Below are 13522 nucleotides of genomic sequence, written 5' to 3'. Positions count from 1 at the left end.
TGGTGCAGGAGGCAGTTGTTTTAAACGCCATTTTTTGGCAGTTGGTGCCATAAGGGGCTGGGCTGTGGGGGCAAATGTGAGTATGGTAGAGGCACGTCACTCCCCCTCACGTGAGACCATCATGAGCCTGAGATTCAAGAAACCCGCTTTTATCGCCCTGGGGCTCATTGCCCTCGTTTCCGCCACCTGGCTCGACTACTACCTGCCGGAGCACACCATCGCTACCATTACCGGGGTGGAGGTGAAGCGCACCGACAAGGATGGCCCCATCAGCCAGAAGAACCCGGCTGACGGCCCCACTACCGATGTCTACTACATCTACACCGAGCGCCCCGGCGAGAAGATCCGGGTGTTCCGCAACGAAGATACCGAGTGGGGCTGGCCCTTCTACTTCAAGTTCAACGCCGCCGACGTACAGGCAAAGGCCAAGTCGATGGAGTTTGAAAAACGGCTCGCCATCATCACCTCCTACGGCTGGCGCATCAACATGTTCTCCATGTTTCCCAACGTCACCAAAATTGAGAGCACCGAGCCTGACGCCTCCACCTGGAGCTTCTTCCGCTGGTTCTGGTTCGGCCTCTGGGCACTGGTGATGGGCAAAGCCGCCATCGCAACCTGGCGCTACTTCGATCGTCTCGAGGACGAGCTATGAGTGAGCCGAGCAAGACCCGCACCAGCTTCTACCGCCGCCTCTACGTGGCCTGGCTGATCAGCCAGGGCACGGATACGGTGCCGGCCATCATGGAGGCGACCGGCATGCCGCGCCGCACCGCGCAGGATACCCTGACGGCGCTGGCCGAACTCGATATCAGCTGCGCCTTCGAGCAGACCGAGGGGGCTCGCCACCTGCAGGGGCACTACCGCATCAGCGACTGGGGCCCCATCAATCCGGCGTGGATCAAGGCCCAGCTGCCTCTTATCAAGGAGACGCTGAGCTACCCCTGATCCTTCATGAGAGCGGCTATGCATCGACAAACAAGGCCCCTTCCGGCCCACATCAGGTGGCACTAATGAAGGCTATACGCATCATTTTGCAACTCGTGATTCTTGCCACCGGGAGTATCATGCTTGCTGCTCTCTTTGCTGGGCCCGCACCAGACTTCACGGCCATTGTCGTTTTACTTGGCTTTGTGGCACTTCTCCTTGCTCTGACGCTGGTACTAAAAGAGCACACGGAAAACCGCTTAAGCCCTGACCATAGGTTAAGTGTCAAACCAATGGGAATGGTTCTGATCTTGTCTGGTGTGTTTGCCATGATCTACGGCATGAGCATTCTCAGCGGATATCAACCTCTACCTAATGGCAGCGATACATGTCGTGCTATGTGCGGGATCATCTTGTTAGCATCCGAAGCATTTGGCCAAGCAGTTGCCAAACTGTTTGCCTTCGGCCTGTGGTCAGGAGTGGGACTATTTCTTTGCTTTATTGGTTACCACTTGGTGAGGGGAAGAAGATAGCCTTACTGAATGCAATCATGTAAGCCTTGTTAACTCATTGTCTTCATGGAAAAAGAGGGGCCAGCCGGCAAGGCTGGCCCCTCTTTATTCAGGCCGATGGCGTGACAGGTCGCCCTACTCGGGCATGGCCGAATCCTCAAGCTCCCCGTCAGACTCGCCGCGGGTGCAGTCGATGATGGAGCGCTTGGGGTTATTGGGATCGCGCAAAAGCAGGGGGGCAGAGCCCTCGTTGTGCTTCTGCTCGTCGCTAAACTCGCTGCCGTAGGCGTTGTGGGTCAGCCGGCGGGCATTGGCGATGGGGGTATCGACAAAGAGGGCGTGCACTTCGAAGCTGGAGGCCGGCACGATAAAACCGACCACCGGCAAGCCGTGCAGCTCCTCGTGCACCTTGTACCAGGCAAAGCCGTCGCTCACCTTGTAGGGGGTGTAGTTGTTGAGCTGCAGATTGGCCGGCCGTTCCGTCTCACCGTCGATGTAGAGATCGTTAAAATCACAGGTCGCCAGCCCCTGCCACATCCGCTCGAATGGCGTCGCGCAGCCCGTCAGTTGCAACCCGGCCAGCAGCGCCAACCCTGTCTTCCACATTCCCTGCCCCTTCTTGCAAAAAGTGAATCGGCGCTCAGCCAAAGGCCCGCAGCCGCTCGACCAGCAGATCAATAAAACCTGCCCGATCCAGCCCCAGCAACACCAGCGCATTGGCTGGTTTGCCGGAGAGACCATAGCGGTCCACCACCGTCATCCCCACGGTATGCTCGCCCCGGGTCTCGATATCGACCCGGCACTCCACGCCATGGAACAGGGCGGGATTGAGCAACCAGGCAATGGTACAGGGGTCGTGCAGCGGCGCGCCAGCAAATCCCCACTTGGGATCCCGATGGTAGATCATGAAAAAATCGAGCAGGCCGGCCACACACTGGGCCACCGGATTGGTGATGGCGCGTACCCGTTCGATATCCTCGTCCATTACCTGCGCCTCGTGGGTCACATCGAGGCCGCACATGGTGATGGGGATGCCCGACTTGAAGACCATATCGGCCGCTTCCGGGTCCACATAAATATTGAATTCCGCCGCTGGTGTCCAGTTACCGGCCCCTGCGGCGCCCCCCATCAGCACGATGCGGGCAATCTTGCTCTTTAACTCGGGGTGAGCCGCCAGCAGCAGGGCGATATTGGTGAGCGGGCCGGTCGGCACCAAAGTCACGGGCTCCGCGCTCTCGCGCAGAGATCTGGCCATCAGCTCGATCCCCGTCATCGCTTGCGGGGCAAAGGCGGGATCCGGCAGTTTGGGGCCATCGAGACCCGATTCGCCATGGACGTTGTCGGCGATAATCAGCTCGCGGGCCAGCGGTTTCGGCGCCCCGGCCGCTACCGGAATATCGTCCCGCCCCAGCAAGGTGAGGATGCGCAGGGCATTGTTGAGGGTCTTGTCCGGTGTCTGGTTGCCCGCGCTGGTGGTGACCGCCAGCACCTTCAGTTCAGGACTGGCCAGCGCCAGAATCAGGGCGATGGCGTCGTCGTGGCCGGGATCACAATCAAGAATAACGGGCAGTGCCATGGAGAGACTCCTTACAACATCAAAGGGAGCCCTACCTTAGCAAGCTCGCGGCGGCTGAACTCGGGAGGGGGTCACAAAACGGTTCCTGATTTTTTTCAATCAGTTACCTTCGTACTGTCACAGCCGACCAGCAGCAGGCCGCAATGAGGGGATGGTGTGGCGAGCGCATCCGCTACGCCGATTCGCGCCTTACCCGCCACTTGGGTATGATGGCCCCCCGTTTCCAGCCCGTGCGCCCTATGTCTGTTATCGTCGACACCTTTATCGCCCCGCCCTGCAAGGCCGCCATCGAGATCCTGTTCGAGGATGAACACCTGCTGCTCATCAACAAGCCGAGCGGCCTGCTGAGCCTCTCTGGCAAGAATCCGCAAAACCTCGACTCGGTGCACTATCGCCTGGTGCAGGATTACCCCGGCTGTACCCTGGTGCATCGCCTCGACTTCGGCACTTCTGGCATCATGGTGGTGGCCAGAAACAAGGCCATCAATGCCCTGCTCTGCCAGCAATTCAGCCAGCGGGCGGTGAGCAAGGCCTACAGCGCCCTGCTCTGTGGCCATCTGATTGACGACGAAGGGCTTATCGATGCCCCCATCGCCAAGGATCCGACCATTTTCCCGCTGATGAAGATCTGCGCCGCCAGTGGCAAACCCGCCCGCTCCCGCTATCAGGTGATTGAGCGGCTGGAGCAGCAGATGCAGGGACAAACCGTGCCTTTGACCCGGGTACGACTGGAGCCGGAGACCGGCCGCACCCATCAGCTGCGCATCCACAGCCAGCTGCTGGGCCACCCCATCCTCGGTTGCGATCTCTATGGTGGCCTGCTGCCACCCGGCTGCGAACAGGCACCGCGGCTGATGCTCCATGCCAGCGAGCTGGATTTTGCTCATCCGGTGAGCGGCGAACCGATGCAGATCCGCTGTGCACCTGCGTTTTAGAAGCAATGGGTAGAGACAACAAGTGCGAGTACGACGGGAGCAGTGGAAGGCGTGACGGGAGAGGAAAAGCGGTAAACGGCGGATAAAGATAGGGGCCGCGCTTTCGCAACGGCCCCCACCCCCCACTCTTTGTGGTGCTATCAGATCAACTTGCGGGCAGCGCCCAGTACGATCTTGATGGCATCAGATTCGGTCTTCGCCATGGTCTCGGCGTTCGGGATCTCTTGCTGGGTACGGTTGACGATAACGCCAGCCACCATACCGGCACGCAGGCCCTGGCTGGAGCACATGGTCAGCAGGGTTGCGGACTCCATCTCATAGTTCAGCACGCCCATGGCTTGCCACTCTTTCATGGAACCCTGGAAACGGCTCACTACGCGGCCGGATACGGTGTCGTAACGCTCCTGACCCGGGTAGAAGGTGTCGGAGGAGGCAGTCACACCGATGTGCAGCTTGGAGCCCATCTCTTTGGCGGTGTTGACCAGCGCGGTGGTGCAGTCGAAATCGGCAACAGCCGGGAACTCCATCGGTGCGAAGTGCAGGCTGGCACCGTCGAGACGCACGGAGCCGGTGGTCACGATCACGTCACCCACGTTCAGGTGCGGCTGGATGGCGCCGGTGGTGCCGATGCGCAGGAAGGTGCGGATACCCAGCTGGGCCAGCTCTTCTACTGCGATAGAGGTGGACGGGCCACCGATACCGGTAGAGCAGATGATCACGGCCTTGCCGTCCATCTCGCCACGCCAGGTAGTGAATTCACGATGGCTGGCCAGGTGTACCGGGTTATCCAACAGCTCTGCGATACGCTTTACACGCTCGGGGTCACCGGGGACGATCGCCAGGGTGGCGCCTTGCAGATCCGCTTTCTTCAAACCCAAGTGAAATACATCAGACATATTGGACTCCTGGTTGCCCCCTGCCAGCATGGTCAGGACGCAAATTAAGATGATTCTTTATGATACTTTCAAGCCTTTACCCCCCTCTTCGGGGAGGCGCCAACTATGGTCGAAAGCGCTTTCCAATTCCTTGAAGCGCCTCACACTTCCACGCATTGACAACATCAAAGAGCAGGCAAAACGTTTTCTAACCTGATGAATTAATTGAAAAACGTTTTTCAGGAAATCGGGATGTAACAGGGAAAGTCAAGCCCGGTTCAACGCTTAATTAATGTCCCGTGATCGCCCCCGTAAAGTTGCAAAACAGATGCTTTTGCATCCCCCGCAAGATGGTAACGTGGCAGCCAATTACCACTTAATGGCTAACTATAGGGAGTCCATCATGGCTACATTCAAGTTCTATATTCCTGCAATCAACCTGATGGGTGCCGGCTGTCTGCAAGAGGCTGCCGCCGATATCAAGGGTTACGGCTACCGCAAGGCGCTGATCGTCACCGACAAAATTCTCAACCAGATCGGCGTGGTCGCCAAGCTCACCACCCTGCTGGCTGAACATGGCATTGAAAGCGCAGTTTTCGATGAGACCAAACCCAACCCCACCACCAGCAACGTCGAAGCAGGTCTGGCAATGATCAAGGCCAACGGCTGCGACTGCGTCATCTCGCTGGGTGGCGGCTCGCCCCACGACTGTGCCAAGGGCATCGCCCTGGTTGCCGCCAACGGTGGCAACATCAAGGATTACGAAGGGGTGGATCGCTCTGCCAAGCCGCAACTGCCGCTTATCGCCATCAACACCACCGCCGGTACCGCCTCCGAGATGACCCGCTTCTGCATCATCACCGACGAAGCGCGCCACGTGAAAATGGCCATCATCGACAAGCACGTTACTCCGCTGATGTCGGTCAACGATCCCGAACTGATGCTGGCCAAGCCGGCCGGTCTGACCGCCGCCACCGGTATGGATGCCCTGACCCATGCCATCGAGGCCTATGTCTCCACCATCGCCACCCCGGTGACCGATGCCAGCGCCGTGATGGCCATCGAGCTGATCGCCAAGCACCTGCGCACCGCAGTCAACCACGGCGATGACCTGCATGCCCGCGAGCAGATGGCCTATGCCCAGTTCCTGGCCGGCATGGCCTTCAACAACGCAAGCCTGGGCTATGTGCACGCCATGGCCCACCAGCTGGGTGGTTTCTATGACCTGCCCCATGGCGTCTGCAACGCCGTGCTGCTGCCCCACGTTCAGGCATTCAACGCCCAGGTGAGCGCGGCTCGTCTGAAGGATGTGGCCCGCTATATGGGTGTTGACGTGAGCGCCATGAGCGACGAACAGGGCGCTGCCGCGGCCATTGCCGCCATCAAGCAGCTGGCACTGGATGTGAAGATCCCGGCCGGTCTGGAGCAGCTCGGCGTCAAGGCCGATGACTTCGATACCCTGGCCAGCAACGCCCTGAAAGATGCCTGCGGCTTCACCAACCCGAAACAGGCGAGCCACGAAGAGATCGTCGCCATCTTCCGCGCCGCCATGTAACGGCCGCCGGATTGCCAGAAAGGGTCGCAGTGCGGCCCTTTTTATTGGCTGATGGATCAATGGCTTTTTACTTCCGTGGAGGGAGTCGGTATGATTTGCCGAGCCAAAAAAGACTGTATGGATGATCTGAACTCGTTATGCGGATGAAACACCTGATTGCCGCGGCCCTGACCGCCCTCACCCTCTCCGGTTGCAGCCTGGTCTATCGTATCGATATTCCACAAGGCAACTATGTGGAACAAAAACAGGTCGACAAACTGCGCCAGGGGATGACCCGCGAGCAGGTCAGCTATGTACTGGGGACCCCCATGCTGCGTGACGGCTTTGACCCCAACACCTGGTACTATCTCTATGAATTCCAGCCAGGCCACGGTGACAAGGAGCGCAAAGAGCTCACCGTCACCTTCGCCAACGACAGGCTCACCACGGTAACGGGTGACTTCCCGCTGCCAGCGGCATTCCACACCCCGCTCTGAGATCTCGCAAAACCGGCCTCGCGCCGGTTTTGTTTTATCCCCCGGCAAGCAAGTGCAGATTGCAGAGAGCTGCCGTTTGCCCGATGCTGACACTTCCTACCGGAGCGACACAGGAAGAGAATCATGAGCCGGATCCTGATTGCCGGAGCCAGCGGCCTGATTGGCCGCGAGCTGATCAAACAGTTGCCCGCCGAACATGAGCTGACCCTGCTCTGTCGCAAACCGGGCAAGGAGGCGCACCACTGGCTGCCGGTCGATTTTGATGATCTGGCCAGCGTCACCCTGCCCCGACCGGTCGATATCGCCTTCTGCGCCCTCGGCACCACCCGCAAGGATGCCGGTTCAGCCGAGGCGTTTCGCCGGGTCGATCTCGACTATGTGATCGCCTTTGCCGAACTGGCCCGCCGCCACGGCTGTCAGCGCCTTATCGTGGTCTCGAGCATGGGGGCCAGTGCCAGCTCACCGGCCCTCTATCCACGTACCAAGGGGGAGATGGAACAGGCCCTGCTGGCCCAATCCTGGCCGCGGCTTGCCATCGTGCGGCCAGCCATGTTGCTGGGGGATAGACAACCGCTGCGCCGCTCGGAGCAGATCTTTCAGGCCATCTATCCGCTGTTTCGACCGCTGCTGGTTGGCAAGCTCGCCCGCTGGCGCGCCATCGAGGCCAGTCAGGTGGCCCACGCCATGATTACCCTCTCCCGGCAACCCGCCGGATGCGAGATTGTCGAGAACGAGCAGCTGCTGCGCCTCTGAACAAGCCATCCCGACCACTCATCAACAACAAGGGCAAGCCGATTGGCTTGCCCTTTTGATACCGGCCTGTCTGGTATCGACTCAAGGCTGGTCAGTTCGTGATCGCACAGCCGTTAACCGCGGATATGGTCGATAAAGGCGTCGATCTGCTCGCGAGTGCAGGCGGGGTTCATAAAGACCGCCTTCTCCCCGGCGATGTAGGAGTATTTGCCGCGGGCGTCATAGTCGGAGTGGGCCACCGCCTCCACCCAGTTGGTGTAGAGCCCGACTTTGCCACGCCCCTTGAACAGGCTGCGGTGATAGTCGGTATTGCGCTGCAGCCGCGCCTTGTAGGCAGGATCGCTGGAGCGGGCCAGCTCGAAGGCGAACTCGGCCTCCGGATCGCTCACCCACTCGGGGTTGTAGATCTTGAAGCCGACGCTCGGCCCCTGATTCTCCTGCGCCACCAACTTGACGTTGCCAAGCTGACTCAGGCGATAGCGGAAGTAGTTGGCATTTTGCAGGCAGTGGGCCAGCACGATGCGATACCCCTCCACTCCCATGTAGTTGAGCGCCGCATAGGCACCGAACAGGCCGCTCGCGCCGCGGGAGCACTCGATGGTGGATTGCAGGTGGGTCTGACCCTGAATGTCCCGCTCGAAGTAGGAGAAGTTCTCCGGGTCGTTCTCCATCGCCTTGAGGTCATCCTGCTCCTTGAGCATCACCAGACTGGAGGTGTAGGGCACATAGCCCCACTTCTGGAAGTCGACGGTAAAGGAGTCGGCATATTTGAGCTCGGCAAAGCGCGCCACGTTGCGCTCGATCCCGGCCAGGGTCGCGGCATTGATGCCAAGCGGGTTGGCGGCAAAGTCGTAATCGAGGAAGAAGATCATCGACCAGCCGATGGCGGCATCGACGTGAATGTGCGGTTTGACTGCCACTTCGAACTGCTCGCAGAGGCGATTGCGCAGCTCGAACACGGGTTTCACCTGATCCACCCCGAAGGTGTCGGTGGTACCCATGGTGAGCATGATGGCGGGCACCACGTGTTTCAGGGCAAAACAGGCTGTCAGGGTGCGTTCGAGGTGGTCGAGATCGATGTCGTTGTTCTCGCCGACCTGAATGCGGATGGTCTTGTTCTCGATGTCGACCCCAAGCAGGGAGAGGTTGGTGATGTTGGAGTAGTGACCGCCCTGGGAGTTGATGATGCGGTAATCCTGATAGTGGCCGAGCCCCTTGTGCTTGGCTTCCGGCAAGCTTTTGCGAATGCCGAGCAGGTAGCCATAGAGGTTACAGAAGGTCCCCCCCTGGGTGAAGATGCCGGTGGCCCGCTCGGGGTCATAGCCTGCCAGCAGGGCAATCTGGCGCACCACCTTCTTCTCCAGCTCCTCGGCGACCCCGGCGTATTCGGAGTAGACCAGATTGGGGTTGGCCAGAATGCCCAGCTGGGCCCCGTAAATGGCGGGATCAGCTGACATGGTGATGACGTTCTCGACGCTGGAGGGGTTCTCCCAATCCTTCGACAGCGCGGCGGCAAACAGCAACTCGGCCATCGGCTCGCCCGGAGTGCGCATGGTGGCGGGCACCGGCATGGTCTCGCAGAGATCGGCCAGGCGGGCGCGGCCATCTGGCCAGGCATTCAAACGGGCATCGGGCGCCAGGCCACGGGCCCGAAATTCATTGAGGGAGGCGAATCCGGGCTCGCGAAAAACTGGCCAGAGATTGGGATTACGTGAGAAAAAATTGGCTTTAACGCTGGCAAACCGGTTGGCAAACAGGGGGGAGACTGCGTTGACGCCTTGGTCTTGAAGAAAAACTAAGTCACTCATTTTTATACCATTAGTACAGCAAATGTGCGGCCCTTATACTCCCGGGCCAGGCGCATCAACAGAGACAATAACTAATGGCCTGCCATACTTTTTGTTATGTTTTAGCCATGGCAAGGGGCAGAAAAAAGGCGCTTTTTATGCGCCTCTTTATATTTCGTGATCCCGATCACTTCAGCAGTTGTGCCTTCAGCGCAGCGCCGCCAGCAGCCAGTCGGCAAACTCGCTCAACGCCTCACCACTGGCCGGGAACTCCCCCTGCCACCCTTGCAAACAGCTGGCGATCGCATCAGAGCGATAGGGACAACTCACCAGCAGTTGGGCCAGCCGATCGAAGGGTGCCGGATCCAGGGTGTCGCTGAAAATCTGCGCCCGCACTATGCTCCCCTTCTCCACATCAAAATGCAGCTCCACCCCGCCCCAGCCAAAGCGCTCTTCCAGCAGATGGGTGAAGGCGGGCGCGTGGCCAAAGTTCCACTCCCAGCTGCGCTGGCGGGCGAAAGTCTCGGCAAAACCGGGCAGATCGGGCATCTGCTCCGGGGAGATGTGCTCGGGCTGCACCCGCTCGCCATAGTGCTCAAAAAAGGCGGCAGCCAGCGCGTCGCTCACCTGATGGTGGTCAATCCCCGGCAGCAGTTCGCACAGATTGGCCACCCGACCGCGTACCGAGCTGATCCCCTTGGCCGCCAGCTTCTTGGGGTCGGGGTTGAGGTAGTTGGCGAGCCGACCGAGATCGGCGTCCAGCAGCAGGGTGCCGTGGTGAAATCCGCGATCCAGGGTCTCCCTGTAAGCCGAACCCGATACCTTGCGCTCCCCGTCCGGGGTCGCCACCAGCAAGTCGTTGCGACCGGAGGCAAAGGCCTCAATCCCCAATCGCTTGAGCCCGTCCAGCACGATGGCGGTGGAGACGCTCTTGTCATACTCCGGCTTGCCCGCCATGAAGGTGAAGCAGCTGTTGCCAAGGTCGTGAAACACGGCGCCACCACCGCTGCTGCGGCGAGCCAGCGTCACCCCGTCCTCTTCCATTCGGCGGGTATTGCACTCCTTCCACGGGTTCTGGGCACGGCCAATCACCACGGTATTGGCGTTGCGCCAGAGGAACAGCACCCGTTGACGGGGATCCATCTGGCGGAAGATGCACTCCTCGACGGCGAGGTTGAAGAGGGGGTCGTGAGAATCGGAGACAAGCAGACGCAAGCGGGACATGAAACAGCCTTATCCGGAACAGGGGGGAACATCATAACACCAGAGCTCGCCAACCGGGCGACGAGGCTGATTTAACCATCAACAAACAACCGGAATACATATTTCCCTCATGTGGAAAACATCGCAGAAGTATCGCGTGATATGACGACACAGGCTGACGCTTTCCCGACAAAAAGCGGCAATTTAAACGAAGATTCGGAGGAAAAAACGGCATGATAATGGCTAAAATGCAGCCATTTTCGCAAGCCATATGACTCCGGGATGGGGCAGGCAAGTTGTGAAAACAGACTTCGCAGGCAATTAGTGTGATGAAAAACACAAAAACAAATTCTTATACCGCTACTGCCCTGCTCCGCTAGCCTTTTTCCCCTATTGCAGGTTACAAAAAATTGTTTGACTCTAGCTCTGATACCGCCTCCCGAGAGACACCCTGTATGACGGAGCTCGAACCCTCCCCACGCTGTACGTTCTGGTTCCTGCCCATGCTGGCCAGCTGGATGTTCTCTGCGCTTGCAAGCGTGCCACTGAAGGCCGAAGAGCAAGTCACACTCCAGCTCTCCTGGCAGCATCAGTTCCAGTTTGCCGGTTACTACGCCGCCATCGCCAAGGGCTACTACCGAGAAGCCGGGATCAACGTCACCCTGCGCGAAGCCACGCCCCGCACCGATGTGGTCAAAGCAGTGACCAGTGGCCAGGCGCAGTTTGGCATCAGCGGCAGCGACTTGCTGCTGGCCCGCGCCGCCGGCAAGCCGGTGGTGGTGCTGGCAGCCATGTTGCAGCACTCTCCCCTGCTGCTGCTGACGCTCGATCGCCCCGATATCCGCAATGCCGCCGATCTCGCCGGCAAGCGGCTGATGCTGGAACCCGGCTCCGGCGAGCTGCTCACCTATCTCAGCAAACATATTCCCGCCCGGACGTGGCAGATCCTCCCCTACGACAACGGTGTCGAAGCGCTGCTCTCAGGCAAGGTGGATGCCATCAGTGCCTATAGCACCACGGAGCCCTTCTACCTGCAGCAAAAGGAGATCCCCTATCGGGTCTTCAGTCCCCGCAGCGCCAACAACGACTTTTACGCCGACAACCTCTTTACCTCCGAACGGGAGCTGGCGACCCGCCCCGGCCGGGTCTTTGCCTTTCGTCAGGCGAGCCTGCGCGGCTGGCGCTATGCCATGGATAATCCGGAGGAGATGATCGACTGGATCATGGAGCACTACCCTAGCGGGGCTGGACGGGAGCAACTCACCTTTGAAGCGCGCGAGACCCGCTCGCTGATGCAACCCGACTTTGTCGAGCCGGGATACATGCAGCCAGAGCGCTGGCAGCAGATCGCCAATATCTATCGGGAGGCGGGCCTGCTCGCCTCCGACATCAGCCTCGATCGCTTTCTCTACAATCCGGCCACAGAGCGGCTGCGCCAGCAGCGGCAGCTGCTCGACAAGAGCGTGGCCATCGCCATGCTGATCACCTTTACCCTGTTGATCCTGCTCGGCATCTTCCTACACCTTTACCTGCGTCTGCGTCAGGAGTCGCGCGACCGCCAGCGCCTCACCCGCGAGCTGGCCCAGAGCGAGCAGCACTACCGCTTCGTGGCGGAGAACAGCGCCGACGTGATCTGGACCATGGATACTGCCAGCCTGCGCTTTCGCTACATCAGCCCGGCCATTCAGCCGCTGAGCGGTTACAACGCGAGCGAGCTGTTCGCCCTGCCGTTCAAGAAGCTGCTGCCCGATGCCGCACGCATAAAACTCAAGGAGGAGATCACCGCCACCCTCGCAGCCTGGTATCGCGGTGAACATGAGCAGACTCGCAGCGTCATTCGCACCGATCTGCGCCACAAGGATGGCCATCTGGTCGCCACCGAGACCATCACCACCCTGCATGGCAACGAGCAAGGGGAACCAGAGGCCATTCTGGGGGTAACCCGCGACATCACCGAGCGGGCGGCCCGCGAGGAGATGATGCGCCGCCTCGCCTTCTACGATCCCCTGACCGGTCTGCCCAACCGCCGCCTGCTGCAGCAACGGCTGAAAGAGGCGCTGGAGCACAACGCCGACCAGCCATTGGCACTGATGTTCATCGATCTCGATCACTTCAAGCCGATCAACGATACCTTCGGCCACGAGACCGGCGATGTGCTGCTCAATATGGTGGCCAAGCGGATGCGCTACTGCGTGCGGGAGCATGATCTGGTGGCACGCCTTGGCGGCGACGAATTTGTTATCCTGCTGCCAGACACCAGCGACGAGGCACTGACCATCGCCGACCATCTCCATCACAGCCTGCGCCACCCCTTCAGGATGAGCGACGAGCAGGAGCTGCGCATCTCCAGCAGTATCGGGATTGCTCTCTATCCGGAGCACGGCGAGGATGCCAAAACCCTGATGCACCACGCGGATCAGGCGATGTATCAGGCGAAAAACCGCGGCCGTGGCCGGGTCTGTCTCTATACCGCCGGGCTCGACCCCGCGCAGGGCTCGCTGGTGTGGCAAGGTAGCCACGAGTGCGGCCATCCCCGTATCGATGCCGAACATCGCCAGCTCTTTGTGCTCACCAACCGGCTGCTGGAGCGGATGAAGGATCACGAGGCCCATCCCGCTCTCTATCTGGAGAGTCTGGAGAACCTGTTCGAGATGGCACACCACCATTTCACCTTCGAGGAGAGCCTGCTGGCCGAGCTCGATTACGCCGAGCTAGAGACCCACCGTCAGGACCATCAGCAACTGCTGCAAAAAGCGGCCCAGCTGATGAACGCCGCCCGCGCAGGCACCCTCGGCAACGACGAGTTGCTCAACTTCATCATTCAGGAGCTGGTTGTCGGCCATATGAGTCAGGCTGACCGGCGCTACTTCCCGCTGCTGAAGGGACGCTGACTCAGCGCCCCAGCCACCTGAATGTGTGAAACGAG

Annotated in this window: 13 protein-coding genes; 8 read left to right on the top strand and 5 right to left on the bottom strand. The window is 59.9% G+C overall.

All coding sequences use genetic code 11. The features are described from left to right. Window positions 1-121: 121 nt before the first annotated feature. From NOM67_RS09640 to NOM67_RS09630, 3 genes are all read left to right on the top strand, one after another. On the top strand, window positions 122-652 hold the full coding sequence (locus tag NOM67_RS09640) for a DUF1523 family protein (RefSeq protein ID WP_041208367.1): 531 nt from the start codon (window positions 122-124) through the stop codon (window positions 650-652). Continuing rightward, on the top strand, window positions 649-945 hold the full coding sequence (locus tag NOM67_RS09635; protein WP_005337957.1) for a helix-turn-helix domain-containing protein: 297 nt from the start codon (window positions 649-651) through the stop codon (window positions 943-945). The genes NOM67_RS09640 and NOM67_RS09635 overlap by 4 nt, the downstream gene beginning before the upstream one ends. A gap of 65 nt (window positions 946-1010) precedes the next feature. Then, window positions 1011-1457 carry a hypothetical protein gene (locus tag NOM67_RS09630; protein WP_255936398.1) on the top strand — a complete coding sequence of 149 codons (447 nt, stop codon included), beginning with the start codon at window positions 1011-1013 and terminating at the stop codon, window positions 1455-1457. A 114-nt stretch (window positions 1458-1571) separates the two neighbouring features. On the opposite strand, the gene NOM67_RS09625 is transcribed toward NOM67_RS09630, so the two are convergent. Next, window positions 1572-2042, bottom strand: coding sequence for a hypothetical protein (locus tag NOM67_RS09625; RefSeq protein ID WP_255936396.1), 471 nt, complete (start codon window positions 2040-2042; stop codon window positions 1572-1574). 34 nt (window positions 2043-2076) lie between these two features. Continuing rightward, window positions 2077-3012 carry a pyrimidine-specific ribonucleoside hydrolase RihA gene (gene rihA, locus NOM67_RS09620; RefSeq protein ID WP_255936394.1) on the bottom strand — a complete coding sequence of 312 codons (936 nt, stop codon included), beginning with the start codon at window positions 3010-3012 and terminating at the stop codon, window positions 2077-2079. A 239-nt stretch (window positions 3013-3251) separates the two neighbouring features. Here rihA and NOM67_RS09615 point away from each other — a divergent pair, with 239 nt between their 5' ends. Further along, entirely contained in the window at window positions 3252-3947 is a 696-nt protein-coding gene (locus NOM67_RS09615; RefSeq protein WP_370689163.1) for an RluA family pseudouridine synthase, read from the top strand. Window positions 3948-4087: 140 nt separating this feature from the next. On the opposite strand, the gene udp is transcribed toward NOM67_RS09615, so the two are convergent. Beyond that, complete coding sequence (gene udp, locus NOM67_RS09610; protein WP_005337975.1) at window positions 4088-4843, bottom strand: uridine phosphorylase; 756 nt, start codon at window positions 4841-4843, stop codon at window positions 4088-4090. Window positions 4844-5225: 382 nt separating this feature from the next. On the opposite strand from udp, the gene yiaY reads away from it, so the two are divergent. From yiaY to NOM67_RS09595, 3 genes are all read left to right on the top strand, one after another. Further along, the gene (yiaY, locus tag NOM67_RS09605) at window positions 5226-6377 is read left to right on the top strand and encodes an L-threonine dehydrogenase (protein WP_071911816.1); all 1152 of its coding nucleotides are present in this window, start codon (window positions 5226-5228) and stop codon (window positions 6375-6377) included. Window positions 6378-6514: 137 nt separating this feature from the next. After that, window positions 6515-6853 (top strand): outer membrane protein assembly factor BamE, encoded by a 339-nt coding sequence (gene bamE, locus NOM67_RS09600; RefSeq protein WP_033113504.1) that lies wholly within the window; start codon window positions 6515-6517, stop codon window positions 6851-6853. 123 nt (window positions 6854-6976) lie between these two features. Further along, window positions 6977-7606 carry an NAD(P)H-binding protein gene (locus tag NOM67_RS09595; protein WP_255936389.1) on the top strand — a complete coding sequence of 210 codons (630 nt, stop codon included), beginning with the start codon at window positions 6977-6979 and terminating at the stop codon, window positions 7604-7606. Window positions 7607-7719: 113 nt separating this feature from the next. Here the strand turns inward: NOM67_RS09595 and NOM67_RS09590 are convergent, their stop codons facing one another. Both NOM67_RS09590 and NOM67_RS09585 read right to left on the bottom strand, forming a co-directional pair. Next, window positions 7720-9414 carry a pyridoxal-dependent decarboxylase gene (locus NOM67_RS09590; protein ID WP_255936387.1) on the bottom strand — a complete coding sequence of 565 codons (1695 nt, stop codon included), beginning with the start codon at window positions 9412-9414 and terminating at the stop codon, window positions 7720-7722. Between the two features lie 186 nt (window positions 9415-9600). Continuing rightward, entirely contained in the window at window positions 9601-10617 is a 1017-nt protein-coding gene (locus NOM67_RS09585) for a lipoate--protein ligase A (RefSeq protein WP_208736636.1), read from the bottom strand. Between the two features lie 434 nt (window positions 10618-11051). Here NOM67_RS09585 and NOM67_RS09580 point away from each other — a divergent pair, with 434 nt between their 5' ends. Further along, window positions 11052-13487, top strand: a complete 2436-nt coding sequence (locus NOM67_RS09580) for a diguanylate cyclase domain-containing protein (protein WP_255936383.1) — start codon at window positions 11052-11054, stop codon at window positions 13485-13487. Window positions 13488-13522: the final 35 nt, after the last annotated feature.

Origin of the sequence: Aeromonas sp. SG16 (assembly GCF_024436135.1) — a bacterium.
Classification (GTDB): domain Bacteria; phylum Pseudomonadota; class Gammaproteobacteria; order Enterobacterales; family Aeromonadaceae; genus Aeromonas; species Aeromonas jandaei.
Note: the sequence above shows the minus strand (reverse complement) of the source record. Positions and strands in the feature narration are given on the sequence as shown.

What these genes read in the sequence shown, in the direction of transcription:
- NOM67_RS09640 (WP_041208367.1), top strand. Translation starts at nt 122, where the DNA reads ATGAGCCTGAGATTCAAGAAACCCGCTTTTATCGCCCTGGGGCTCATT.
- NOM67_RS09635 (WP_005337957.1), top strand. Translation starts at nt 649, where the DNA reads ATGAGTGAGCCGAGCAAGACCCGCACCAGCTTCTACCGCCGCCTCTAC.
- NOM67_RS09630 (WP_255936398.1), top strand. Translation starts at nt 1,011, where the DNA reads ATGAAGGCTATACGCATCATTTTGCAACTCGTGATTCTTGCCACCGGG.
- NOM67_RS09625 (WP_255936396.1), bottom strand. Translation starts at nt 2,042, where the DNA reads ATGTGGAAGACAGGGTTGGCGCTGCTGGCCGGGTTGCAACTGACGGGC.
- rihA (WP_255936394.1), bottom strand. Translation starts at nt 3,012, where the DNA reads ATGGCACTGCCCGTTATTCTTGATTGTGATCCCGGCCACGACGACGCC.
- NOM67_RS09615 (WP_370689163.1), top strand. Translation starts at nt 3,252, where the DNA reads ATGTCTGTTATCGTCGACACCTTTATCGCCCCGCCCTGCAAGGCCGCC.
- udp (WP_005337975.1), bottom strand. Translation starts at nt 4,843, where the DNA reads ATGTCTGATGTATTTCACTTGGGTTTGAAGAAAGCGGATCTGCAAGGC.
- yiaY (WP_071911816.1), top strand. Translation starts at nt 5,226, where the DNA reads ATGGCTACATTCAAGTTCTATATTCCTGCAATCAACCTGATGGGTGCC.
- bamE (WP_033113504.1), top strand. Translation starts at nt 6,515, where the DNA reads ATGCGGATGAAACACCTGATTGCCGCGGCCCTGACCGCCCTCACCCTC.
- NOM67_RS09595 (WP_255936389.1), top strand. Translation starts at nt 6,977, where the DNA reads ATGAGCCGGATCCTGATTGCCGGAGCCAGCGGCCTGATTGGCCGCGAG.
- NOM67_RS09590 (WP_255936387.1), bottom strand. Translation starts at nt 9,414, where the DNA reads ATGAGTGACTTAGTTTTTCTTCAAGACCAAGGCGTCAACGCAGTCTCC.
- NOM67_RS09585 (WP_208736636.1), bottom strand. Translation starts at nt 10,617, where the DNA reads ATGTCCCGCTTGCGTCTGCTTGTCTCCGATTCTCACGACCCCCTCTTC.
- NOM67_RS09580 (WP_255936383.1), top strand. Translation starts at nt 11,052, where the DNA reads ATGACGGAGCTCGAACCCTCCCCACGCTGTACGTTCTGGTTCCTGCCC.